At 66.9% G+C, this 22,968-nt stretch carries 22 protein-coding genes; 19 read left to right on the top strand and 3 right to left on the bottom strand.

The window, feature by feature from the left end; translation table 11 throughout:
* Positions 1 to 72 precede the first annotated feature (72 nt).
* The 7 genes from DVR07_RS09755 to DVR07_RS09730 all read left to right on the top strand — a co-directional run bounded on the left by DVR07_RS09755 (position 73) and on the right by DVR07_RS09730 (position 5,984).
* Complete coding sequence (locus DVR07_RS09755; RefSeq protein ID WP_115796818.1) at positions 73 to 1,092, top strand: NADP-dependent oxidoreductase; 1,020 nt, start codon at positions 73 to 75, stop codon at positions 1,090 to 1,092.
* Between the two features lie 144 nt (positions 1,093 to 1,236).
* The gene (locus DVR07_RS21495; protein ID WP_162829502.1) at positions 1,237 to 1,380 is read left to right on the top strand and encodes a hypothetical protein; all 144 of its coding nucleotides are present in this window, start codon (positions 1,237 to 1,239) and stop codon (positions 1,378 to 1,380) included.
* Between the two features lie 112 nt (positions 1,381 to 1,492).
* Positions 1,493 to 2,077 carry a thymidine kinase gene (locus tag DVR07_RS09750; RefSeq protein WP_115796816.1) on the top strand — a complete coding sequence of 195 codons (585 nt, stop codon included), beginning with the start codon at positions 1,493 to 1,495 and terminating at the stop codon, positions 2,075 to 2,077.
* An 89-nt stretch (positions 2,078 to 2,166) separates the two neighbouring features.
* A complete protein-coding gene (locus DVR07_RS09745; protein ID WP_115796814.1) occupies positions 2,167 to 2,820 on the top strand; it encodes a YIP1 family protein in 654 nt (217 codons plus the stop codon).
* Between the two features lie 324 nt (positions 2,821 to 3,144).
* Positions 3,145 to 3,408, top strand: a complete 264-nt coding sequence (locus DVR07_RS09740) for a hypothetical protein (protein ID WP_115796813.1) — start codon at positions 3,145 to 3,147, stop codon at positions 3,406 to 3,408.
* 113 nt (positions 3,409 to 3,521) lie between these two features.
* Complete coding sequence (locus DVR07_RS09735) at positions 3,522 to 3,773, top strand: hypothetical protein (RefSeq protein ID WP_115796811.1); 252 nt, start codon at positions 3,522 to 3,524, stop codon at positions 3,771 to 3,773.
* Positions 3,774 to 3,827: 54 nt separating this feature from the next.
* Positions 3,828 to 5,984, top strand: a complete 2,157-nt coding sequence (locus DVR07_RS09730; RefSeq protein WP_115796808.1) for a DHH family phosphoesterase — start codon at positions 3,828 to 3,830, stop codon at positions 5,982 to 5,984.
* A 58-nt stretch (positions 5,985 to 6,042) separates the two neighbouring features.
* Here DVR07_RS09730 and DVR07_RS22505 read toward each other — a convergent pair whose 3' ends face one another.
* Positions 6,043 to 6,177 (bottom strand): hypothetical protein, encoded by a 135-nt coding sequence (locus DVR07_RS22505; protein ID WP_255457514.1) that lies wholly within the window; start codon positions 6,175 to 6,177, stop codon positions 6,043 to 6,045.
* A 154-nt stretch (positions 6,178 to 6,331) separates the two neighbouring features.
* Between DVR07_RS22505 and DVR07_RS09725 the strand changes: the two genes are divergently transcribed.
* The 8 genes from DVR07_RS09725 (at position 6,332) to rqcH (ending at position 16,751) form a co-directional block, all read left to right on the top strand.
* Positions 6,332 to 6,970, top strand: coding sequence for a phosphoesterase (locus DVR07_RS09725; RefSeq protein WP_115796806.1), 639 nt, complete (start codon positions 6,332 to 6,334; stop codon positions 6,968 to 6,970).
* A gap of 59 nt (positions 6,971 to 7,029) precedes the next feature.
* Positions 7,030 to 8,685 carry a tRNA uridine(34) 5-carboxymethylaminomethyl modification radical SAM/GNAT enzyme Elp3 gene (locus DVR07_RS09720; protein WP_115796804.1) on the top strand — a complete coding sequence of 552 codons (1,656 nt, stop codon included), beginning with the start codon at positions 7,030 to 7,032 and terminating at the stop codon, positions 8,683 to 8,685.
* Between the two features lie 4 nt (positions 8,686 to 8,689).
* Positions 8,690 to 9,310, top strand: coding sequence for a hypothetical protein (locus DVR07_RS09715; RefSeq protein ID WP_115796802.1), 621 nt, complete (start codon positions 8,690 to 8,692; stop codon positions 9,308 to 9,310).
* Positions 9,307 to 9,936 carry a hypothetical protein gene (locus DVR07_RS09710; protein WP_115796801.1) on the top strand — a complete coding sequence of 210 codons (630 nt, stop codon included), beginning with the start codon at positions 9,307 to 9,309 and terminating at the stop codon, positions 9,934 to 9,936. Before DVR07_RS09715 ends, DVR07_RS09710 begins: the two co-directional genes overlap by 4 nt.
* Before the next feature lie 82 nt (positions 9,937 to 10,018).
* Entirely contained in the window at positions 10,019 to 10,888 is an 870-nt protein-coding gene (locus DVR07_RS09705; protein ID WP_115796799.1) for an MBL fold metallo-hydrolase, read from the top strand.
* 271 nt (positions 10,889 to 11,159) lie between these two features.
* Positions 11,160 to 12,866, top strand: coding sequence for a nitrite/sulfite reductase (locus DVR07_RS09700; RefSeq protein WP_115796797.1), 1,707 nt, complete (start codon positions 11,160 to 11,162; stop codon positions 12,864 to 12,866).
* Positions 12,859 to 14,535, top strand: coding sequence for a Coenzyme F420 hydrogenase/dehydrogenase, beta subunit C-terminal domain (locus DVR07_RS09695; RefSeq protein ID WP_115796795.1), 1,677 nt, complete (start codon positions 12,859 to 12,861; stop codon positions 14,533 to 14,535). The genes DVR07_RS09700 and DVR07_RS09695 overlap by 8 nt, the downstream gene beginning before the upstream one ends.
* 92 nt (positions 14,536 to 14,627) lie before the next feature.
* On the top strand, positions 14,628 to 16,751 hold the full coding sequence (gene rqcH, locus DVR07_RS09690) for a ribosome rescue protein RqcH (protein ID WP_115796793.1): 2,124 nt from the start codon (positions 14,628 to 14,630) through the stop codon (positions 16,749 to 16,751).
* Between the two features lie 1,009 nt (positions 16,752 to 17,760).
* On the opposite strand, the gene DVR07_RS21490 is transcribed toward rqcH, so the two are convergent.
* Positions 17,761 to 18,507: a hypothetical protein gene (locus DVR07_RS21490; protein WP_162829501.1), complete on the bottom strand. Its 747-nt coding sequence runs from the start codon at positions 18,505 to 18,507 to the stop codon at positions 17,761 to 17,763.
* A 269-nt stretch (positions 18,508 to 18,776) separates the two neighbouring features.
* On the opposite strand from DVR07_RS21490, the gene DVR07_RS09680 reads away from it, so the two are divergent.
* Both DVR07_RS09680 and DVR07_RS09675 read left to right on the top strand, forming a co-directional pair.
* Positions 18,777 to 19,721: an ABC transporter ATP-binding protein gene (locus DVR07_RS09680; protein ID WP_115796789.1), complete on the top strand. Its 945-nt coding sequence runs from the start codon at positions 18,777 to 18,779 to the stop codon at positions 19,719 to 19,721.
* The gene (locus DVR07_RS09675) at positions 19,718 to 20,539 is read left to right on the top strand and encodes an ABC transporter permease (RefSeq protein ID WP_115796787.1); all 822 of its coding nucleotides are present in this window, start codon (positions 19,718 to 19,720) and stop codon (positions 20,537 to 20,539) included. The genes DVR07_RS09680 and DVR07_RS09675 overlap by 4 nt, the downstream gene beginning before the upstream one ends.
* A 37-nt stretch (positions 20,540 to 20,576) precedes the next feature.
* Here the strand turns inward: DVR07_RS09675 and DVR07_RS09670 are convergent, their stop codons facing one another.
* A complete protein-coding gene (locus tag DVR07_RS09670; RefSeq protein ID WP_162829500.1) occupies positions 20,577 to 21,101 on the bottom strand; it encodes a hypothetical protein in 525 nt (174 codons plus the stop codon).
* A gap of 208 nt (positions 21,102 to 21,309) precedes the next feature.
* Here DVR07_RS09670 and DVR07_RS09665 point away from each other — a divergent pair, with 208 nt between their 5' ends.
* Both DVR07_RS09665 and DVR07_RS09660 read left to right on the top strand, forming a co-directional pair.
* Positions 21,310 to 22,065 (top strand): DUF4013 domain-containing protein, encoded by a 756-nt coding sequence (locus DVR07_RS09665; protein WP_115796783.1) that lies wholly within the window; start codon positions 21,310 to 21,312, stop codon positions 22,063 to 22,065.
* Between the two features lie 82 nt (positions 22,066 to 22,147).
* On the top strand, positions 22,148 to 22,834 hold the full coding sequence (locus DVR07_RS09660; protein WP_115796781.1) for a DUF4013 domain-containing protein: 687 nt from the start codon (positions 22,148 to 22,150) through the stop codon (positions 22,832 to 22,834).
* Positions 22,835 to 22,968 lie beyond the last annotated feature (134 nt).

The raw sequence follows: 22,968 nt of genomic DNA, 5'->3' as shown, positions 1-22,968 counted from the left end.
TCCACTTGCGCCTTCCCGACCGACGCTGCCGCGACCACAGGTTCCTTCCCCGCGGTCGCCCTCGGTACGGGTATGGCCGAGACCAACCGCAAGTACCTGCTGGCGAAGCGACCCGAGGGCACGCCCGACCGCGACACCTTCGAACTGGTCGAGGAGGACGCGCCCGACCCGGGCCCGGGCGAGGCGCTGGTCCGGACGCTCTACCTCTCGGTCGACCCCTACATGCGCGGCCGGATGGACGCCGGCGAGTCGTACGCCGAGCCCTGGGACGTCGGCGAGCCGCTCCGGGCCGGCGTGGTCGGCGAAGTCGTCGAGTCCAACGGCGCCGGCTTCGAGGCGGGCGACGTAGTGACGGGCAATCTGGAGTGGGCCGACTACGCGACCGCGCCGGGGACCGACCTCCGAGAAGTCGACCCCGACCTCGGCCCCGTCTCGACCGCGCTGGGCGTGCTCGGGATGCCGGGCCGCACCGCCTACTTCGGCACGTGCGAGGTCGCCGAACCCAAGGCCGGCGACACGTTCGTCGTCACGGGCGCGGCCGGCGCGGTCGGGTCAGTCGCTGGCCAGATAGCCAAACGCTCGGGCGCCCGGGTTGTCGGCTTCGCCGGCTCGGACGAGAAGGTCGAGTTCCTGGAAGACGACCTCGGCTTCGACGCCGGCATCAACTACGAGGAGACCGACGACTACCGCGCGGCGCTCGACGAGGCCGCGCCCGACGGCGTCGACAGCTACTTCGACAACGTCGGCGGGCCCATCACCGACGCGGTCTTCTCGAAGCTGAACGTCGACGCCCGGGTCGCGGTCTGCGGCCAGATATCGCTGTACAACGCCGAGGAGCTACCCACAGGACCGCGGAAGCTCGGCAAGCTCATCGAGACCCGGGCCCGGGTCGAGGGGTTCCTCGTCGGTGACTTCGCGCCGCGGTTCGAGCAGGCGACCCGGCGGCTCGCCGAGTGGGTCGCGGCCGACAAGATCCGGTACCGCGAGACGGTCACCGAGGGGCTGGAGAGCGCGCCCGACGCCTTCCTCGGCCTGTTCGAGGGCGAGAACGTCGGCAAGCAGCTCGTGCGGGTCGGCGAGCGCGGGGAGTAAGCAGTCGGCCGCGGCCGAGCTCGAGGCGCTCCCGAGTCGACCAGCGAACGACGCTCCGTAGCCTAGCGGGGCTCTCGGCGTGAAAGCGATAGTAACTACTTTTTCGTTGGAACCGGCTAGTGTGCGACGAAGAGGTGGCCGATCGTGACAGTGGTACCGCACTACCCGTCGGACGAACCGCGAGACGACCGCGAGGCGCCGGACTTCGGCGAGATCGTCGACGACATCCTGGACCGCGGCGACCCGACGCCGTCGGTTCCGGTCGCCGAGCCCGAGCCGACCCTGTAACGCGGTCTGCGCGCCGTGGCGCGCTCGCCTCGCCGACTGCCGCGCACTCGACCGCGGCGCCCGCGGCTCGAATCGGCAACCCTTTTCTCCCTCGATTGAGCGCACAATCGACGTGCACAAGATAACCAACAGCGGGTGGGTCGAGGTCATCACGGGGTGCATGTTCTCCGGGAAGACCGAGGAACTGCTCCGACGGCTCCGCCGGGCCGAGATCGCGGGCCAGGACGTCGCGGCGTTCAAGCCCTCGCTGGACGACCGCTACGGCGAGGCCACCGTGGGGTCGCACAACGGCCGCCAGTGGGACGCGACGGTCGTCGACCCCGAGGACGGCGTCTGGGACATCCCCGAGGCGCTCAACGGCGAGGCGGTCGTCGCCGTCGACGAGGCCAACTTCTTCTCCGAGGACCTGGTCGAGGTCTGCGAGTTCCTCGCGGCCGACGACCGGCGCGTCATCGTCTCGGGCACCGACCAGACGTTCCGGGGCGAGCCCTTCGAACCACTGCCGCGACTCGTCGCGCTGGCGGAGTACGTCGACAAGTACCAGGCCATCTGCGCGGAGTGCGGCGAGCCCGCGACCCGGAACCAGCGGTTCGTCGACGGCGACCCAGCCCACGTCGACGACCCGACCATCGTCGTGGGCGCCGAGGAGTCCTACGAGGCGCGATGTCGGAACTGTCATACTCTCCGGACCGACTAGTCCACTCGTGAACCGACCGTGCTGAATGAACCGACTCCGACCCGGACCGGGAGCACGGCAGCGGCCCAGCGGGACGAGGAGGGTCGAGCGTGACCCAATGGGTCGAGAACCCCACCGGCGGGCGCGACCGCGGACCCGTCGCCGTGGCCCGCGCGTGGTTCGAGGTGCTCGTCAACCCCCGACGCTTCTTCGAGCGCGGCGTCGCGCCGGGCGACCAGGCGCCGGGGCTCGTGTTCGCGGTGGCGGTGGTCGTCGTCGAGGAGGCGACTCGCTTCGCGCTCGTTCCGGGTGCGGCCCCGGTGTACGGCGGCATGCCCGCGCTCTCGGCGCTGTTCGCGCTCTCGCTGGCCGCGCTGTTCGTCGCGCCCGCGGTGCTCCACCTGACCGCGGCGCTCCAGACCGTGCTCCTGATGGCGGTCGTGCCGGACCGCGGGGGCACCAGCGAGACCGTGCAGGCCCTCGCCTACGCCACCGCGCCCTGCGTGTTCGCCGGAGTTCCGTCTCCGACGCTTCGAGTCGCCTGCGCCGTCTACGGCGCGGCGCTGTTCGTCGTCGGCCTCCGGACGGTCCACGACACCTCCGCACTCCGGGCGCTGGTCGCGGGCGCGATCCCCGCGGTGCTGGTGTTCGGCTACGCCTTCAGGGGGCTGGCCGCGCTCGACGAGATGGTCGTCGTCCGGGCGAGCGAGGTGTGCTTCCGGGTGGTCGAATTCGGCTGGGAGTTCTGCGTCGCGCTCGGCTGAGTTCTACACGAGCACTCGATTTCTCTGTCCATCTCCATCGCGGCGCGCGCTGGCGGCTCCTCGTGAGCCGCCACGCCGCGCGAGGGAGGCGGCCGCGTTCAGGCGGCCGTCGAGGCTGGGGAGGGACGAGGCCCGCGGTCGCGGTGCAGGTGCGGAAACTCATTTGTGACGGTAGTAGCTAGCTCCTCTGCTTTTCGCCAGTCGACTCCAGCACCAAGTCCTTTCCAGCGGCTACGGTCATGTATCGCCAGTTACTATACGAAATCCTCCACTCCACGCCTGACTCTCCCACCTATAAGGCACCACACGCCGAACCCCCATCGAATGCTCAACCTCATCCTCGACGACTTCATGGTCGAACTGAAGGACGGCGCTATCAAGAACGTCGGGCCCTCGAACAAGTCCGGCACCGCGAAACTGTTCGACGTCGAGTCCGCGGAAGCGCGGGAGTTCGGCGACAAGCGCGTGAAGCTCGTCTGCGAGGACGACGACGGCAACGAGGTGCAGGTCGCGCTGTTCCCCGAGCAGGTCCGGGCCATCGCCGACGACATCGAGGCGCTGGAGGACGACAGCCCGGTGTTCGAGTAGGGGTCGGACTCGCCCGGCAGTTCGTCGTACTCGTTCGAGTTCTCGAGAGGCTCGCCGCGGTCGGACGCGACTCGCCGGTCACTTTCAAGGGTCTCCGCGTTGCCACTCCATCGATGACACCTGACGACGGGAGCGATTCCGCCGACCGCGCCGGGCCGCAGAAGGGCGACCAGTACCGCCACGACGACGGGACCGACGAGATCGTCTTCGCGGTCGAGGATGGCCACGTGCTGGCGATTCGGGAGTACCGGAGCGTCGAGGAGTTCGAGCGGGCGGTCGACGACGCCGAGTACGTCGGCGTCCACGAGGGCGTCGCGGACCTGCCGGGGGCCGAGGCGTTCGAGCCCGGCGGCGCCGACGAGTAGCCGGGTCAGTTTCGACAACAGTTTTAGGCCGGGGCTATTTTGCTCGCGTATAAGATGGGTTCGTGTATCATCTGCGGGACTCCTGCCGACGGCGCCATCTGCCAGAGCCACGAGCAGGACGTCCTCTTCGAGTTCACAGGCAACAATCCGAATCAACTGACGTCGGGACGGTACTACAGGGGAACGGTCGACGGCTTCGCCGAGTTCGGCGTCTTCGTCAACATCGGCGACCGGGTGACCGGGCTGCTCCACAAGAGCGAGCTCGACCGGCGGCTCGACTCGCTCGACTGGGACCAGGGCGACGAGGTGTTCGTCGAGGTCACCGGCGTCCGCGACAACGGCAACGTCGACCTCGGCTGGTCGATCCGCCAGTCCGAGCGCGAGTTCCGCGGCAAGCTGGTCGACGACCCCGAGCGGGGTGCCGTCCTCCCCGAGGAGTTCGACGACGGCGACGAGGGCGACGAGAGCGACGACCAGCAGGCGACCACCGACGGCGCCGGGGCGGGAACGGTCGACCGCGCGAGCGAGTCGGCGTCCGAGTCGTCCGCCGAGCAAGAGTCGGAATCTGCGAGCGCGCAGCAGTCCGAAGCGGGGTCAAGCTCCGCATCCGCATCCGACTCGGCGACCGGAACGGGCTCGACGACCGACGCCGAATCGGCCGCGGAGTCCGAAGCCAGCGACGCCGACTCCGACCCCGTCCGCGTCGAGATCCAGAGTCTGAGCGACCGCGTGGGCGAGGACGTCCGCATCGAGGGCGAGGTCGTCGGCGCGCGCCAGACCAGCGGCCCGACCGTGTTCGAGGTCCGCGACGAGACCGCGACGGTCGACTGCGCCGCGTTCGTCGAGGCCGGCGTCCGGGCCTACCCCGAGGTCGAGACCGGCGATCACGTCCGGCTCGACGGCGAGGTCGAGCTCCGGCACAACGAGCTCCAGGTCGAGACCGAGGAGCTGGAGAAGCTGACCGGTGAGGACCGCGAGACCGTCGAGACCCGACTGGAGGACGCGCTCCGCGCCGAGGCCCGTCCCGACGACGTCGAGCTGCTGGCCGACCACGAGTCTGTCGCCGCGGTCCACGACCGCATCCGGGACGCCGCCGAGACCGTCCGGCGCGCGGTCATGGAGTCCCGGCCGGTCATCGTCCGGCACAACGCCACCGCCGAGGGCTACGTCGCCGGCGCGGCCATCGAGCGCGCGGTCCTGCCGCTGGTCCGCGACGAGCACGCCAAGAGCGACGCCGAGTACCACTTCTTCGACCGCCGGCCGCTCGAGGGCGGTGACTACGACATGGCCGACGCGACCAAGGACGTGACGACGATGCTCGACAACAGGGAGCGCCACGACGAGAAGCTCCCGCTGTTCGTCGTCGTCGCGGCCGGTAGCACCGCCGAGTCCGCCGACGGGTTCGAGCTGCTGGACATCTACGACGCCCCGCGGGTCGTCGTCGACGCGACGTACCCCGACGAGGGCGTGGCCGACCTCGCCGGCGTGGCGGTCAACCCCTACCTCGAAGACGCCGACGCGGCCGACCTGACCGCGGGCGTCCTCGGCGCGAACGTCGCGGCCCACGTCAACACCGACGCCCGCGACGACGTCGCCCACCTCCCGGCGGTCAGCTACTGGGAGGACGCCCCCGAGGCGTACGTCGACCTCGCCGCCGAGGCCGACTACGACGAGGACCACGTCACCGCGCTCCGCGAGGCGGTCGCGCTTGAGGCGTACTACCAGTCCTACGAGGACAAGCGCGAGCTCATCACCGACCTGCTGTTCGAGCACGAGAAGCGCGACCTCGCCGAGCACGTCGGCGAGCAGTTCCGCGAGAAGCTCCAGACCGAACTCGACACCGTCGAGCCGAACCTCTCGATCCGGGGCGAGAACGACGTCTCGTTCACCGTCCTCGACACCGAGGCGTTCACCCACCGGTTCGACTTCCCGCCGACCGCGCTCCTGCTCGACGCCATCCACCGCCAGAAGCTCGGCGCCGCGGGCGCGCCGGGCGACGACCACGTCACCCTCGGCGTCGACGAGGACGAGATCCACATCCGGAGCGACGGCCGGGTCAACGCCCGCGACGTCGCGGCGGCCGCCGCCGAGGCGGCACCGGAGGCGGGCATCTCGGCCACGGGCACCCGCGACGGCGCCGTCGAGTTCCTCGCGGGCGAGCGCGACGCGGCGCTCGACGCCGTGGTCGCGGCGGTCAGCGAGCAGTTGTAGGACGGAGACGACCGCAGTCGGTTCTTCTTCGCAGTCCACTTATTCGGTGACGGCTCCCTCACAGGCCGCCAAGCAGTACGGCCGCCCAGAAGAGAATCAGAAGCGCGCCGGCGAATACCCAGAACACTTTCCAGAGCAGGTGCATGTCGTCGAACGCCGACGGGTCCGGCTTGGTGACGTGGTCGTTACTCATATCTTACATTTTGTGACGCTTCGATAAATAGATTTCTCAGGGCCCGGAGCGGTCGCCCCCGGACGAGGAGCAGGGCCATCGACGGTCGACGGCGTCGGTGACCCCGGACGCCGTCGCCACCGCGGTTTTCCGGCCCGGGACCGTAGCCCCACGCATGGACGCGCTCGATACGGCGATGGAGCTCTACCCCTACGTCTTCCACCCCGCCGTGATGGTCGGCGTCGGGGCACTCGTCACCATACACCACGAGTGGGCGCTCCAGGACGCCGACCGGTCGGCGCTGTGGCGGCGGTTCGCCGCGTTCCTCGGTGCCGGCGTCCTCTCGCTCGTCCCGACCCTGGCGTACGTCCTCGTCACGGGCCAGGGTCTCTATCAGGTCACCAAGGGCAACGCGTGGCAGGTGGACGCGCTGGTCGCGGGCGGCGTCCTCTTCACCGCCGCGACGACGTGGCTGGTGTGGCGCCGCTACGACTGGGGCGCGCTGGTTCCGGGCTACCTCCAGGCGCTCGTCGTCGCGACGATTCCCTACGTCGCGCTCTCGCCGTTCTGGAACTTCTCGGGCCACGTCACCATGGCGCTGATGCCGACGCTCTACCTGACGCTGGTCGACCGCCGATTCTGGCCGACACTCGCGATTCCGGTCGTGATGGTGCCCAACCGGGTCTACCTGGACGCCCACGACTGGCCGCAGTCGGTCGGCGCGTTCCTGATAATCGCCGCGCTGGTCGTCGGGGTGTTCTGGTGGCAGACGGGCGGGGAGTTCCGCGCGGAGCCGGGGTCGGCGGCGTCGTGATTCCGTCCCGTACCCGTAGACGACACCCTTATCCCGCCGACCCGACCAAATAGCACGTAATGAGTACCGAGACGCCGGACGCCACCGAGACCGAGGCGTTCGAGCGGGTCTGCGAGGAGCTCGTCGAGCGCATCCTCGACGGGGAGGTCGAGCGCGACGACCTCGAGAGCGAGAAGCTCGAGGTCTGCTCGGAGCACTCCTCCCCGAAGGTCCCCAAGAACTCGGAACTGCTCGACCACGCCCCCGAGGATCGCCGGGAGGACCTCCAGGAGGTGCTCCAGCGCAAGCCGGTCCGGACCGCCTCGGGCGTCTCGCCGGTCGCCATCATGACCAGCCCCCACCAGTGCCCGCACGGCAAGTGCCTCTACTGTCCGGGCGGGCCGGGCTCCGAGTTCTCCTCTTCGCAGAGCTACACGGGCCACGAGCCCGCCGCCGCCCGCGGCGTCCAGAACGACTACGACCCCTACGGCCAGGTCACGCTCCGCCTCGAACAGCTCCGGGAGATCGGCCACCCCGTCGACAAGGTCGAGCTCATCCTGATGGGCGGGACGATGACCGCCCGGAGCCACGACTACCAGGAGTGGTTCGTCAAGCGCGCGCTGGAGGCGATGAACGACTACGACACCGGGAAGGAGCCCGAACCCGCGGAGGGCGAGAGCTTCGCGGAGGACCCCGAGAACGTGGAGTTCCGCTACCTCGAGGACGTCATCGCCGAGAACGAGACCAACGACATCCGGAACATCGGCACCACCTTCGAGACCAAGCCCGACTGGTGCGATCCCGAGCAGATCGACCGGATGCTCGACCTCGGCGGCACGAAGGTCGAGGTCGGCGTCCAGACCACCTACGAGCGCATCAACCGCGAGATGCACCGCGGCCACGGCGTGCAGGCGTCCATCGACGCGAATCGGCGCCTGCGCGACGCCGCGTTCAAGGTCGGCTTCCACATGATGCCCGGCCAGCCCGGCATGTCCCGGGAGATGTGCCTGGAGGACTTCCGGCGGCTGTTCGAGGACGAGAAGTGGAAGCCCGACTACCTCAAGATCTACCCGACGTTGGTTGTCCGCGGGACCGCGACCTACGACTGGTGGCACCGCGACGAGTACGAACCGCTCCAGAACGAGGAGGCGGCCGAACTCGTCGCCGAGATCAAGTCGATGATCCCGAAGTACACCCGGCTCCAGCGCGTCCAGCGCGACATCCCCGCCGACTTCATCGACGCCGGCGTCTGGAAGTCGAACCTCCGCCAGCTCGCCCGCCAGAAGATGGAGGACCACGGCTGGACCTGCGACTGCATCCGGTGCCGCGAGGTCGGGATGAACGACGAGAACCCCGAAACCGTCGAGCTCGACGTCACGACGTACGAGGCCGCGGGCGGCACCGAGCACTTCATCAGTTACGAGGACCCCGACAAGGACCTCCTGATCGGCTTCTGTCGCCTGCGCTTCCCCGGCAACCCGGTCCGCCGGGAGCTCGAAGACGCCGCGCTGGTCCGCGAGCTCCACGTGTACGGTCCGATGGTCGAAGTGGGAGACGAGAGCCACGACTGGCAGCACAAGGGCTACGGTCGGAAGCTCCTCCGGAAGGCCGAGGAGATGGCGGCAGACGCGGGCTACGACAAGGTCAGCGTCATCTCCGGCATCGGCGCCCGGGAGTACTACCGGGAGAAGCTGGGCTACCACCAGGACGGCCCGTACGTCTCGAAGCGACTGTGACGCGATGACCCGAAGCGACCGCCGGGTCGAGTCCGGCAGTGCGGTCGAACGCCTGTTCCGGGACGGCCGGACGAACGCGCTCGCGTCGTGGCTGGTGGTCGGCGTGCTCGCGCTCGTGCTCGCGGAGAGCGCGCTCGATCTCGACGTGCTCTGGCTGGCGTTCGTCGCCGCCGCGGGCCTCATCGTCCTCGTGCCGCCCGTCGCGTACCGGGAGTGGCGCGTGATGCTCCCGTGGGAGCTGCTGGCGCTCGTGGTGGCCCCGATGCTCGGGACCGCGCTGCTGGCGGGCGACCTCGGCACGTTCACCTACTACCTCTCGGTCGCCGGGGTCGCGCTGCTCGTCACGGTCGAACTCGACATGTTCACAAAACTCGAGGTCACCCGCTTGTTCGCGGTGCTCCTCGTCGTGCTGACGACGATGGCGTCGGCCGCGGCCTGGACCATCGTTCGGTGGAACGCCGACCGCCTGCTGGGCACCTCGATGCTCTCGACCAACGACGCCCTGATGAACGAGTTCGTCTGGGTGACCCTCGCCGGGTTCGCGGCGGGCGTGCTGTTCGACGTCTACTTCACGCGCCGGGACCGCGAGCTCTGGCGGGCCATCGAGGACCTGGTGGGCCGATGAGCCCGCTCCCGCGCCCCTCGATGGCGAACCAGCGCCGGCTGATGCGGGTGATGCAGGCGGTGCTGCTCGGCGTCGTCGGCTACGGCGCGGTCGCGGGCCAGCCGAAGGCCATCGTCAACGGCACCATCGCGTTCCTGATCACGCTCCTGCCGGCATTGCTCGAGCGCAACTACGAGCTCCCGCTGGACCCGTGGCTCGGCCTCTGGATCACGTCGGCCGTCCTGTTCCACACGCTGGGGTCGGCGGGACTGTACTCCCACCTCGACTGGTGGGACCACCTGACCCACTCGCTGTCGGCCTCGCTGGTCGCGGGCGCCGGCTACGTCTCCGTCCGCGCGGTGGACCTCCACACCGACCGCATCAACCTTCCCCACCGGTACGGGTTCGTCTTCATCCTGGTGCTCGTCCTGGCGTTCGGGGTGGTCTGGGAGCTGTTCGAGTTCGCCCTCGACGTCGTGTCGGCGTCGACGGGACTCACGATGCCGCTGGCCCAGCACGGCCTCGACGACACCGTACTGGACCTGACGTACAACTCGCTGGGCGCGGTCGTGGCGGCGGTGATCGGGCAGGTCCGGTTCACCGGGACCGCCGAGAAGTTGCGGAGTCAGCTGTTCGCGGAACAGTAGTGCCTTGCACGAATCTCGCTCCGATTGTCGGGGCTCGCAGCCCAGCCATTGGACCTTTCTCCGCGCGTCGGGTACCGACTCCATGAACATCACGCTCCTGGGGTCGGGCGGCGACTCCCAGACGCCGATGCCGACCTGCGACTGCCGGGTCTGCGACCCCGCCCGCGAGGAGGGCATCCCCCACGCGAGGTACGGCAACTCCACGCTCGTCCGCGACGCCGACGCCGTGGTCGACGCGCCCGAGTCCATCTGGGCGATGCTGAACCGCGAGGACGTCGCGGACGTCGAGTACATCTTCGTCTCGCACCACCACATGGACCACGTCGGCGGCCTCCGGGTCGTCCAGGCCATCGGCCGGCCGCAGTTCCCGCTGGAGAACTGGGACAACGAGGACCCCGCGACCGTGGTGATGAGCGAGACCACCTACGACCGCATCGCCGAGTCGCTCGACATCGAGGCCCAGTACGACGACCGGGGGTACGCCCAGTTCGAGTTCATCGGCGACGGCGAGACGATGACGCTCGGCGACGGAATCGAGGTGACTGGCATCGGCGCGCCCCTCGACCCCGGCGGCCCCGAGGACGCCGCGATGGGCTACCTCTTCCGCGACGGCGAGTCCTCGGCGCTCGTCTTCCCCGACGAGACGACGTTCCTCGACCTGGAGAAGGTGCCCCACGACCTCGACCTCTGGGTCAAGGAGTGCGGGATGTTCCGCGAGACGCCGACGGGCGACCCCATCCTGAGCGAGGAGCTGTGGGCCGAGGAGAGCGAGCACCAGACCACCTTCGACCAGACCCTCGAGCAGGTCCGGACCGTCGGCCCCGACCGGACCGTCCTGACCGAGATCGAGGAGATCTACCGGCGCCGCCCCGACGAGTACGCCGACGTCGCCGCGGAGTACGCCGACCTCGGCATCGAGTTCGGGCGCGACGGGATGGACGTCGAGGTCTGACGCCGGGTCGGTCCGTCACCGGGTGGGACCCTGGACGAGGGTCGCGGCGATTCTGGCTGGAACCTCCGACGGATGCTTCGACGTCCCGTTTCAGTCGGGCGGTCGCTCGACGCCGGCGTGCGAGGTACCAGCAAATGCATCCGCTGTTTCGGGGCCGCGCCAGTACTCGCCGAAACGCGACCTTAATGGTCGGTGGCGCGCGTGGGATTCGACGAATGCTTTCGACACGTGGTAACACCTGTCAGTGGAGGGCGGAGGGGAGAGGACCACTATGAACACGGTCGAACAGTGGAAACAGCGCAAGCATCCGCTCGACGTGCTCGACGACGTCGAGACGTACGCCGCGGAGGGGCTGTCGTTCGACGAGATCGAGGCGCGGGCCGGCGAGGGCGAGTGGGAGCGACTCAAGTGGGCCGGGCTGTACACCCACGGGACCCACCGCGGGTACTTCATGCTGCGGACCAAGGTACCCGGCGGTCGGCTCACGCCCGAGCAGGCCGAGATCGTCGGCGAGGTCGCCGACGAGTACGCGACCGCGCCCGACGAGTACGGCGGCGCCGACCAGAACGAACTGTGGGGCGACGCGTTCCTCGACGTCACCACCCGGCAGGACGTCCAGATGCACTGGCTCGAGATCGAGGACGTCCCCGACATCTGGAACCGCTACGACGAGGTCGGCCTGACGACCGTCCAGGGCTGCGGCGACTCGGCCCGGAACGTGCTGGGCTGTCCGGTCGCCGGCGTCAGCGACCACGAGTGCTTCGACGCCCAGCCCGTGGTCGACGCGGTCTCGGACTTCTTCACGGGCAACCGCGAGTACGCCAACCTCCCGCGGAAGTTCAAGATAACCGTCACCGGCTGCCGCCGGGACTGCGCCCAGTCCCAGATCAACGACGTGGGACTCGTCCCCGCCCGCAAGACGGTCGACGGGACCGACTGCTACGGCTTCCACGTCCGGGTCGGCGGCGGTCTCTCGGACGGGCCGCGGATGGCCTCGCCGCTCGACGTGTTCGTCCCGCCCGAGGACGCCGTGGAGTTCTGCCGGGCGGTCGCCCAGGCGTTCAAGGAGCTGGGCGACCGCCACAACCGCGGCGTCTGTCGGATGCGGTATCTGGTCGAGCAGCTGGGACCGGACACCTTCGAGGAGGCGGTCCGCGACCGGTGCGCTGTCGACCTGCCGACACGGGGTCGGGACCTGACCGAAGGGTACGCCGGTGACCACGTCGGCGTCCACGACCAGAAGCAGGACGGGCTACAGTACGTGGGATTCAACGTCGTGGGCGGGCGGATGGGCGGCGACGAGTTCGCCGAGATGGCCCGTGCCGCCCGCGAGTACGGGACCGACGAGACGACCGTCAGGCTCGCGACCGACCAGAACTTCCTGGTCACCCACGTCCCAGAGGAGAACGTCGCGGACCTGCTCGACGAACCGTTCGCCGCGGACTACCGGCCCGACCCCGGCCCCTTCTCGCGGGGCGCGGTCGGTTGCACCGGCAGCGAGTTCTGCAACTACGGCATCATCGAGACCAAGAAGCGCGTCAAGCGCTGGGCCCGGGAGCTCGACGAGCGCATCGACACCCCCGAGGACCTCGACGTGGTCCGGATGCACATGTCGGGCTGCTCGGCCTCGTGCGCCCAGCCCCAGATCGCCGACATCGGCTTCCGGGGCGAGACGGTCAAGGTCGAGGACGCGGCGGACAGCACCAACGGCGAGGACGACGCGGTGGTCGAGGGCATGGACTTCGGCCTCGGCGGGAGCCTCGGGACCGACAACGCGTTCCTCGACTGGGTCGAGACCGCGGTCCCGGCCGACGCCGTGATTCCGGCGCTCGAGGAACTGTTCGGGGTCTATGCCGAGGAGCGAACCGACGGTGAGCGCTTCTACGAGTGGACCCGCCGGGTCGACAACGACCGGCTCAGGACCGTCATGCGCGGGGCCGACGCCCCCGTTTCGAAGGGAGTGGCGACAGATGACTGACGGGACTGGTGAGAGCGACCAGCGGGAGGGCGCGGAGGCCGACGAGCCGCTGCCCGGCGTTCCTGACGTCGATACGGATGCCGACGCCGAGCGAACGGTCCCACGCGCCGAGGGCGTCCGGACCCACCGGCCGGCGTCCGAACACGGGACGATTCCGGGCGACCAGATCGGGCCAGCCGACGAGTCGCGTCCCTACGCGGTCGGCACGGAGGCGGAATCTGACGCGAACCCCGAACCCGAGTCGGCGGCCGAGCCAGTGGCAGACGGCGTCTTCGCGAGCGAAGTGAACGAAGGCTCGTCAGAGCTTGCCTCTGACGGCGGGACGACGCCCGCGAACGTCGACGCGGACGGGAACCTCGGCGACGTCGAGTTCACGACGCCCGCCGCGGGCGAGAGCCAGGACGTCGACGACGGCGACCCGGTCGAGCGCGTCGGGATGCCCGAGGGGGCGGACCTCGACACGCCCGGGTACGGCATCCGGGCGGAGATGAACGACATCGAGACGCCCGACGACAAGACCTGGTTCATGGAGCTCGACGAGGCGGTCATCGAGGAGGACCGGTGCATCCAGTGCGGGACCTGCGTGGCCGCCTGTCCTTCCGACTCCATCGGCATCGGCGACGACGACCTCCCGGAGCTGGTGAAGATGTGCACCGGCTGCTCGCTGTGCTGGGACTTCTGCCCGCGGGGCGGGCTGCGGTACGAGCGCCAGTGGAAAATCACCGGCGGCGAGGACAACGTGAAGGGCGCGGGAGACCCCATCACGGAGTTCTCCGCGCGGGTGACCGACGACTGGCGCGAGGGCGCCCAGGACGGCGGCGTGGTCACGTCGGTCCTGTGCCACCTGCTCGACGCCGGCGAGATCGACGGCGCGCTCGTCGCCACGGAATCCGACGAGGAGCCCTGGAAGGCCGAGAGCTTCCTCGCGACCACCCGCGAGGGGCTGGTCGCGAACGCCGGGAGCTTCTACAACCAGACGATGGCGCTGGGGGATCTCGACCTCGCGCAGTGGGAGGAGAAGTTGCCCGTCAGGGACCCCGAGGACCTCAGCCTGGCGCTCGTGGGGACGCCCTGCGAGATCGAGGGGATTCGAGCCCTGCAGGACTTCGAGTGGGAGTACGGGTCCCAGAACGCGATGGCCCGGGCCGTCGACTACACCGTCGCGCTGATGTGCACGAAGAACTTCAACTACCGGCGGCTTATCGGCGACCAGTTGGCGGAGAAGCGCGACATCCAGCCCGAGGACATCGGCAAGCTCGACGTGCTCGATGGCGAGATGCGAGTCTACGACCGCGACGGCGACCTCCGGCTGGCCGAGGACATCGAGCACTTCCACGACGCCGCGCTGAAGGGCTGCGACGAGTGCGCCGACTTCACGGGCTACTGCGCCGACCTCACCGTCGGTTCGGTCGGCAGCTCCGACGAGTACTCGTCGGTCATCGTCCGGACCGAGACCGGCATGGAGGCGTGGGAACTGACCGAACCGGACCTCGACTACCACGACCTCGAGGACCGGAGCGCGGTCGGCGGGCTCCAGAACTGGGACAAGAAGAAGGCGTTCGAGTCGCTGGAGCGACCCTTCGACCCGGACGCTCCGCGGTTCATCGACTACGAGGACCACGCCGCGAACTACGGGACCGAGCTGAATCCCCACGAGGCAGACCACTGAGGGCCGCCCGCTCCCTCTGTTGACACCGGCACCACGACGAACGTACACGCCGTAGCGATAGGCCTTTCCGCCAGAACGAGCAATCACGACGCATGGACCAGAAGCGGGAACTGTCGAGCATCGACCTCGCGGCCGTCGTGGCCGAGCTGGGGACCTACGAGGGCGCGAAGCTCGACAAGGCGTACCTCTACGACGACGACCTCCTGCGGCTCAAGATGCGAGACTTCGACCGGGGCCGGGTCGAGCTCATCGTGGAAGTCGGCGACCTGAAGCGCGCCTACGTCTCGGCGCCCGAGAACGTGCCCGACGCGCCGGGTCGCCCGCCGAACTTCGCCATGATGCTGCGCAACCGGCTGTCGGGCGCCGACTTCGCGGGCGTCGAGCAGTACGGCTTCGACCGCATCCTCCAGTTCCACTTCGAGCGCGACGACGAGGACACCACCATCGTCGCGGAGCTGTTCGGCCAGGGTAACATCGCCGTGCTCGACGAGAACCGCGAGGTCGTCGACAGCCTCGACACGGTCCGGCTCAAGTCCCGGACCGTCGCGCCGGGGAGCCAGTACGAGTTCCCCGACGAGCGCGTCAACCCGCTCGACGTCGACTACGACACCTTCGTCGCCCACATGGAGGAGTCGGACACCGACATCGTGCGCACCCTCGCGACCCAGCTCAACTTCGGCGGGCTCTACGCCGAGGAGGTCTGCACCCGTGCGGGCATCGAGAAGGGAACGTCCATCGACGACGCCACCGACGAGGACTACGAGGCCGTCTTCGACGCCGTCCGGCGGCTGGCCGACCAGGTCCGCGAGCGCGACTTCGACCCGCGGGTCTACCGGGAGGACGACCGGCTGGTCGACGTCACCCCGGTCGCGCTGGAGGAGTACGCCGACCGCGACGCCGAGTCGTTCGACACGTTCAACGAGGCGGTCGACTTCTACTTCGCCAACGTCGACTACGAGGGCGAGAGCGCCAGCGAGCAGGAGGTGGGCGACCAGCGCCCCGACTTCGAGGCCGAGATCGAGAAGCAGCAGCGCATCATCGAGCAGCAGGAGCAGGCAATCGAGGGATTCGAGCGCGACGCCGAGGCCGAACGCGAGAAGGCAGAACGGCTCTACGGCCACTACGGCCTGGCCGACGACATCCTCACCACGGTCCGGAACGCGCTCGACGAGGGCACCTCGTGGGAGGAGATCGAGGCCCGGTTCGAGGAGGGCGCCGAGCGGGGCATCGAGGCCGCCGAGGCCGTCGAGGGCGTGAACCCCGAGGAGGGGATGGTCACGGTGAACCTCGACGGGACGTCGGTCGAACTCGACGCCGAGACGGGGGTCGAGAAGAACGCCGACCGGCTCTACACCGAGGCCAAGCGCATCGAGGAGAAGAAGGAGGGCGCGATGGCCGCCATCGAGGACACCCGCGAGGACTTAGAGGAGGTCCGCCAGCGCAAGGAGGAGTGGGAGGCCGACGCCGGCGAGCCCGGAGACGGCGACGGTGACGCGGGCGACGAGGACGAAGAACGGGAGGACGTCGACTGGCTCTCGGAGCCGTCTATCCCCATCCGGAAGCAGGAGCAGTGGTACGAGCGCTTCCGGTGGTTCCGGACCGGCGACGACTTCCTGGTCATCGGCGGGCGCAACGCCGACCAGAACGAGGAGCTCGTCCAGAAGTACCTGGAGGGCAACGACCTGTTCTTCCACACGCAGGCCCACGGCGGCCCCGTCACCATCCTGAAGACCTCCGACCCGAGCGAGCCCTCCCGGGACGTGGACGTTCCGGACCAGAGCAAGCGGGAGGCCGCCCAGTTCGCGGTGTCGTACTCGTCGGTCTGGAAGGACAGCCGGTTCTCGGGCGACGCGTACGTGGTCACGCCCGACCAGGTGAGCAAGACGCCAGAGAGCGGCGAGTACCTCGAGAAGGGCGGGTTCGCCATCCGGGGCGACCGAACCTACTTCCGGGACGTCGCGGTCGGGGTCGCTGTCGGCATCGCCTGCGAGCCCCACACCCGGGTGCTCGGGGGTCCGCCCTCCGCAGTCGTGCCGCGGGTCGAGACCCACGTCGAGGTCGAACCCGGCCGGTACGCCCAGGGCGACGTCGCCAAGCGCATCTACCGCCGGTTCCGCGAGCGGTTCGCCGACACCTCGTTCGTCCGGAAGGTGGCCAGCCCCGACCTCATCCAGGAGTTCCTGCCGCCGGGCGGCAGTCGGATGAAGGAGGAGTAGACCGGCTGGTTCGCGGTACGTCGAACACGAATCCACGATTCGGCTTGTTTAGGCGTGGAACGACAGCCAATAACTTCGCCAACGACGCCGCGAATCGACCCTCCATTTAAAATGTGAACTGAGAAAATCAGCGGAGAGGGTGTACGTGATGACAACGGTTACGTGTTATGAGCCGACAAGCTTGATGTATGCCCTCCAAAAAAGCGGTTGGTGCTGCGCCATTAATCACGGGAATACTGCTCGCGTTTGAATCAGCAGGCGCGATAGTCCAAAGCGGACTTTCGCTATGGTCCGTACCCGGTTTCGTTGGTGGTTGTGCTGCTATCGTTATCGGTCTCGGAATCCTGCTTGAATGGGAACCGTTCGAACAAGAACCAAGAGGGAGTAACCGGCCTTCGGCGGCCCTTCTTGGGACCGCAGTCGTCGCGTTCTTCGTAGGCGCAGCGATCGCCATAGCCTAGAACGGATAGAACCGACCAGCACGTACTTTTCGGGTATCACGGTCACCCGACGCAGTAATTCGGGACATCGCTAAGTGTAGTGGGCGTATACTCGCTTTGCGTAGCATAGCGGTTGTGTAGCCACCATGAAATATCCAGCAGTATTGCCAGCACAATCGCCACGCCGAGCCCTAACACGAAGCCATGAGTAAGACGAAGCGCAACAAAGACAGCGACGGCGCTCACAACGAGCCTTGACGTGCGTCTCAGCCTCCACTCCTGAAGGACGGGCTGTGAACGGACACTACTAACTGATTCTGTACGAAAAGTAATATGTATTCTGGGATAACGCGAGCAAATGAAGGCGGAGAAGTGCAGGCCGGTGTCGTACGTGACGGTGAAATCCTCTACAAAGTCCTGAAGCTCTCACTCGGAGGGATGTGTCACTCGCGTCCTCCGAACGATTTGCTGATGGCGAAATTGCCGTCTACTGGGGTGCCGGAAACGCCTAAATCATCTTCAGGAAAACTCCCGCCTCCGTGTCGGTGTCATCCCTCTCACGGATTTGTTCATAGGTTATTCCAGGACTTCCGGAGTGTTCGGATGGGCGTTGAGATGAGACGGTCACGGAGGCTGGAGAGCGCGGCACGGGGGGTAGTGAGTAGTGTACGGACTGGGGGGATGAGAACGTGCTTTGTGAGTTGTGCGCTCTTAATTAGGAATGCACCGGCGAGGGCGAGGAAGCTGATGGCGAATAGGACGTTCCAGAGTGGAGCATACGGGAACGACACCACCGATTGAAGAGTATCCTCAAGTGCCCAAAGGAGAAGTCCCGGAAGAAATACACTGAACGCAACTTGGATGAAGCGATTGGCTCGTTGTCCCCAGACACTCGGTTCTTGTTCTCCGTAGAGCTCGTCTCGAAGCCGACGACGGCGTTCCGCGTCTGTTTCGAACTCGACGCGCTCCAGTGTTTGCAGATCTGTACTCTCCGCTTGTTGGACTCTAGTCTGTTCTTCTGCGTGCGCTCGTATTTCGTCGCGCTCGAGGCCGCGGTTCTCACGAATCCGTTCAAGTACTATCTGGCTACTTGCGAGTGCTTCACGTAATTCTGCATCAGTATACTCATCCAGAGCCATCTGCAGTTGCTTATCGGGATACTCAACGAGGAGTTCAAAATCATGGATGCCAGCCGCAACTCTGTCACGAATGCGTTGTTGGTCGCGTCTCGTTTGTTCGTCGTCCAATGACGCGAACCGCTCGCGAATTCGCTGACGTTGCGTCTTCGTCAGCAATGCAGCAGGATCGCCAGCCATGAATTACTACTCTCACATGTAGTTATTTATACGTTAGGTAGGACTGCGCTACCCGAGAACCTCGCTGAATGGAGCTAGCACGAACCGTTCCTCTCTTCAGATCTGACGGTACCCCGGATTGGCAGGTCTGGCCCTGAAAATAATCACTACTCACCGGGTGTATGGCCGTATCAAAAATTTCCAAAATTGGGTGTACGGACGTATACGGGCCGGAATCGGCGTAAATGGTCTGGGCCTTACTTGGGGGCGGAGCACTCACCCGTTCATGGATGACAGCGATTGAAACGACCAACCTGACGAAGCGATACGGAGATGTACTCGCGGTCGACAGCCTGGACCTTTGCGTTGAGGAAGGCGAGGTGTACGGCTTCCTCGGTCCAAACGGCGCCGGGAAATCAACGACGATCAATCTCCTCCTTAATTTCCTCCATCCGACGACCGGCACGGCCAGTGTCCTCGGGTACGATACGCAGACTGACGCTCACGAACTCCGGAAGCATATCGGAATTCTCCCCGAGAATGCAACGGGATACGAGCGCCTCACGGGACACGAGCATCTCGAATTCGCGAACGCGTGTAAGGACTCGAGAACTGACATTGATGCCGTCCTCGATCGCGTTGGTCTTCGCCAAAGCGATGCTGACCGAGCTGTTGGTGAGTACTCAAAAGGAATGGCACAACGACTGGGCCTCGGAATGGCACTGGTTGGTGACCCTGATTTGTTGATCCTCGATGAACCCTCCTCAGGATTGGACCCCAGTGGGATGCGAAAAATCCGGGCGGTAATCCGGGAGGAAGCGGCGGCGGGAACGACCGTGTTCTTCTCCAGTCATATCCTCCCCGAAGTTGAAGCCGTCTGTGATCGCGTTGGCATTCTTCGAGAAGGTGATCTGGTTGTCGAAGACTCTATCGAAAATCTCCGAGAGTCAGTCTTCACGCACGCGACCATCGACGTGGTCCTCCGCTCCGAGCCTCAGAGCCTCACACTCGAATCAGTACCGGGCGTCGAGTACGTCGACGTCGATGGTCGGAACCTACACGTGGTCTGTGCAAACCGGGGCGTCAAAGCAGACGTCGTGATGCATCTCCAAGAACACGAAGGCGTAGCAGATATTCTCTCCGAGCCAGCCTCCCTCGAGGAGATGTTTGAAGCCTACACGAACACCGACGAGTGTGACAACGACGGCCAGGTTCAGATGGAGAGGAACGCATGAATTGGCGGGCGATCGCCGGCAAGGAATTCCGGGATGTGCGACGCTCGAACGTGCTCTGGATGCTTACTGGCGTCATTACAGCAATAACAGCGTTGTCGATCCTGACCCAGTCTCAGACCACCACGGAGTTCACGCCGATAATCCGTGCCTTATCGAGTCTGGGTACCCTGATTACACTCCTGTTCCCACTGGCAGTCCTCATCTCGAGCTATAATGCGATTATTGGCGAGTTGGAATCCGGTAGTGGAATCTACTTGCTCGGCCTCCCAAACACCCGTCTTGACGTTCTTTTCGGGAAGTTCATTGGGCGACTCATCGTCACCACGCTCAGTGTAACTGCCGCGTTCAGCCTCGGTGCAGTCCTCTTGGTTGTGCATCTCAACCGCCTCCCTCTCGGCACCTATCTCGGGTTTTTTGCAGTGACATTGTATTTCAGCGCCGTTTGGACGGGCATTGGCACGGGAATTTCAGCGCTCGCTAGAAGCCGAGGACAGGCGTTAGCGGCGGCGCTAAGCACGTATCTCGTGTTCGTTCTTGGCTGGGTACTACCGCTGGTCTTTGATCCGAGGCGTCTTACTGCGTATCTCGTGGAATCCGTGCTTGGGTTCGGGGCGATGCCCGAGCTCTATGATCTGGCGTACCGATTCAGTCCATCGACAGCCTACGGTGCCCTCAGCGGCCACATCATCCATGGGACGAGTGACGCGACGGTGTTCTTCCTTGAGTGGTGGTTCATGCTCGTACTGCTCTTCTGCTGGTTGTCTGGTGTGCTCACTGTCGGCTACATTCGCTTCCGAACAATGGAACTCGCCCGGTGACACAAGTCGTCTGGCTCCGTTCTCGGATACTCCCAGACTAGTGGGTGTTCCCCGTTTTTCGTTTTCCACCGTCGCTACCGAACGTGAAGCGACCGGGGTTCTCCGTGCTGCTGATTCCCCACGAGAACCCGCCGGACTCATAGACGGTCCCCGACAGGAAATGTCCGTATCGACGGTCCGGCGGTGCCGGATGGAACGTGGTACTACCCGTATTATTGGACGGCTCCCGGTCGTCGACCGTGAACTGGACTGCATACCAGACGGGTTCCGTGAAGACGCTCTCGTAGGTCCGGCGGTCGCCCGGCGACACGGTCGTCGACGCGGTCAGCGTCCGCTGGTTCGGGGGAGCCGCGACCTCGCCTTCGGGCGAGTTGTCGTCCCCCGGCCGGGCTCCGACGCCCGTGACGCGAACGGTAATCGAGTGGGGGAGGTCGTGGTCGTTCTCGAACCGTAGGCTTCCGGCTGGCGGCTCCTGGGTTCCCAGACTCGAGCAACCTGCGAGACCGCCGAGCGCGACTGTCCCCACAGACCCGAGAAGCGTTCGTCGCCTCATGGAGGGCATATCGATGCCACATACTTCGGACGGATAGCCGTTTGGTTGCTGGGTCCGCTCAACGGTGATTCCGGGAACCCCTCGGCCGACGTTCCGCCCGGTCGTACTACTGTCCGATACGCGACGCCGGCGACACAACGGTTAAGCCTGTAGCGCGCGTCTCTACGGTAGCGAGCCACCTTCTCCGCGGAAATCGAAGCGCGCTCGGGAGTTCACCATGTTCGAAACAGCACTCAGATACCTCGTGGATAGCGACGACGGAACCGAATCCCTGCTCATCGGCGGCCTGCTCACCCTGCTGTCGTGGCTGCTGGTGCCGGCCGTCCTCGTCGCGGGCTACCTCCAGCGGATCCTCGCGCGGACCTACGCGGGCGACCGGGCGCCGTCGTTCGACGACTGGGGCGACCTGCTCCGAGAGGGACTGAAGGCCATCGCGGTCACGCTGGCGTACTTCGCGCTGCCGATACTGCTGCTGACCGCAGTGTTGGCGAGCCTGCTGATCGTCTCGGTCGAGAACACGGTGCTCGATTCGTCGACCGTCACCGACCCGTCGACCGTGGTCGAGCCCGTCGCCAACGTCGGCCCCGACCTCCTGAGCGTGGTCGTCGTGCTCGGCGGCCTCGCGCTCGCCGCGCTCTCGTCGCTGGCCGCGTGGTACGTCCTGCCCGCCGCGCTCGCCCGGCTCGCGGTCGAGGGTCGGCTCGGCGCGGCGTTCCAGTTCCGGAAGATCGGAGCGGTCGCGACCAGCGGCTCGTACGCGACCGGCTGGCTGTCCGCGCTCGTCGTCCACCTCGTCGCCGGCGGCCTCGTCGGCGGACTCGCCTCGATCCCGTTCGTCGGCTGGGCGCTGGTGCCGTTCGTGGCGTTCTACGCGAACACGGTCGCCTTCTCGCTCTACGGCCAGGGGTACCGCGACGCGACCCCGACCGGCCGGGGCGGGACCGTCGACGGCGACCGGCGGGTCACGGCGTAGTCCCTGCATCCACCGCGGGGACGCGACCCCGTCGCCGACCGCGAGTAGTCAGACCTAACTTTTCGCGTTCGAACCCTCCGCCATGCTCCGCGAGGCGCTGACCTACCCGGTCCGAGGCGAGGAGGCCGACGAGACGCTGGTCGTCGGCGCCATCCTGGCGGTCGCCGCCGGCCTGCTCACCCGTCTCGGCGTCCTCGCGGTTCTCGCGCTCGTCCCGGTCGTCCTGCTGGCCGGCTACGCGCTGGCCGTCGTCCGCGAAAGCGCCGCGTCGGAAGGCGAGACGCCGCCGACCGCCGACGCGCCGCCCCGGTTCGCCGACTTCCGGGGGCTCGCGGCCGACGGCGCGCGGGCGCTCGCCGTCGCGGTCGGGTACCTGTTCGTCCCCGCCGCCGCGCTCGCGGTCACGGTCGGCGGGGCTGGCGCGGGCGCCCGCCCCGAGGCGGTCGGCACGACCCTCTTCGTCTTCGGCGCTGGCACGGTGGTCCTGTTCGTCTCGCTTTCGTTCGCCTACCTCCTGCCGGCGGCGCTGGCCGGGGTGGCCGAGACCGGTCGCCTCCGGTCGGGCGTCGACCGCGGCCGGCTGATCCGCAGCGCGCGCGACGGTAGGTACTTCGTCGGCTGGGTCGCGGCCCTGGTGGTCGCGGGCCTCGCGGTCGTCGGCCTCGGCTCGCTCGCGGCGCTGGGCCGGCCCGGCGAGGTGGTCGCGCTGGCCGCCGGCTTCTACGTGGTCGTCGTGGTGGCGCGGCTTGTCGGGCGGGCCAGCAGTTAGGTGCCGGAGGGCTTGTTGAAACCCTCACCTGCGGATAGGATGGAATCGACTGTCCGTAATACAGAGCGTGAACCTATCACTTCCACCAACGACTTGACCGACAGTTGTCAGAAGCGGCGTGCTGAATAGAGGGC

Source organism: Halorussus rarus, assembly GCF_003369835.1.
Taxonomy (GTDB): domain Archaea; phylum Halobacteriota; class Halobacteria; order Halobacteriales; family Haladaptataceae; genus Halorussus; species Halorussus rarus.
This window is presented reverse-complemented; position numbering and strand designations above follow the sequence as displayed.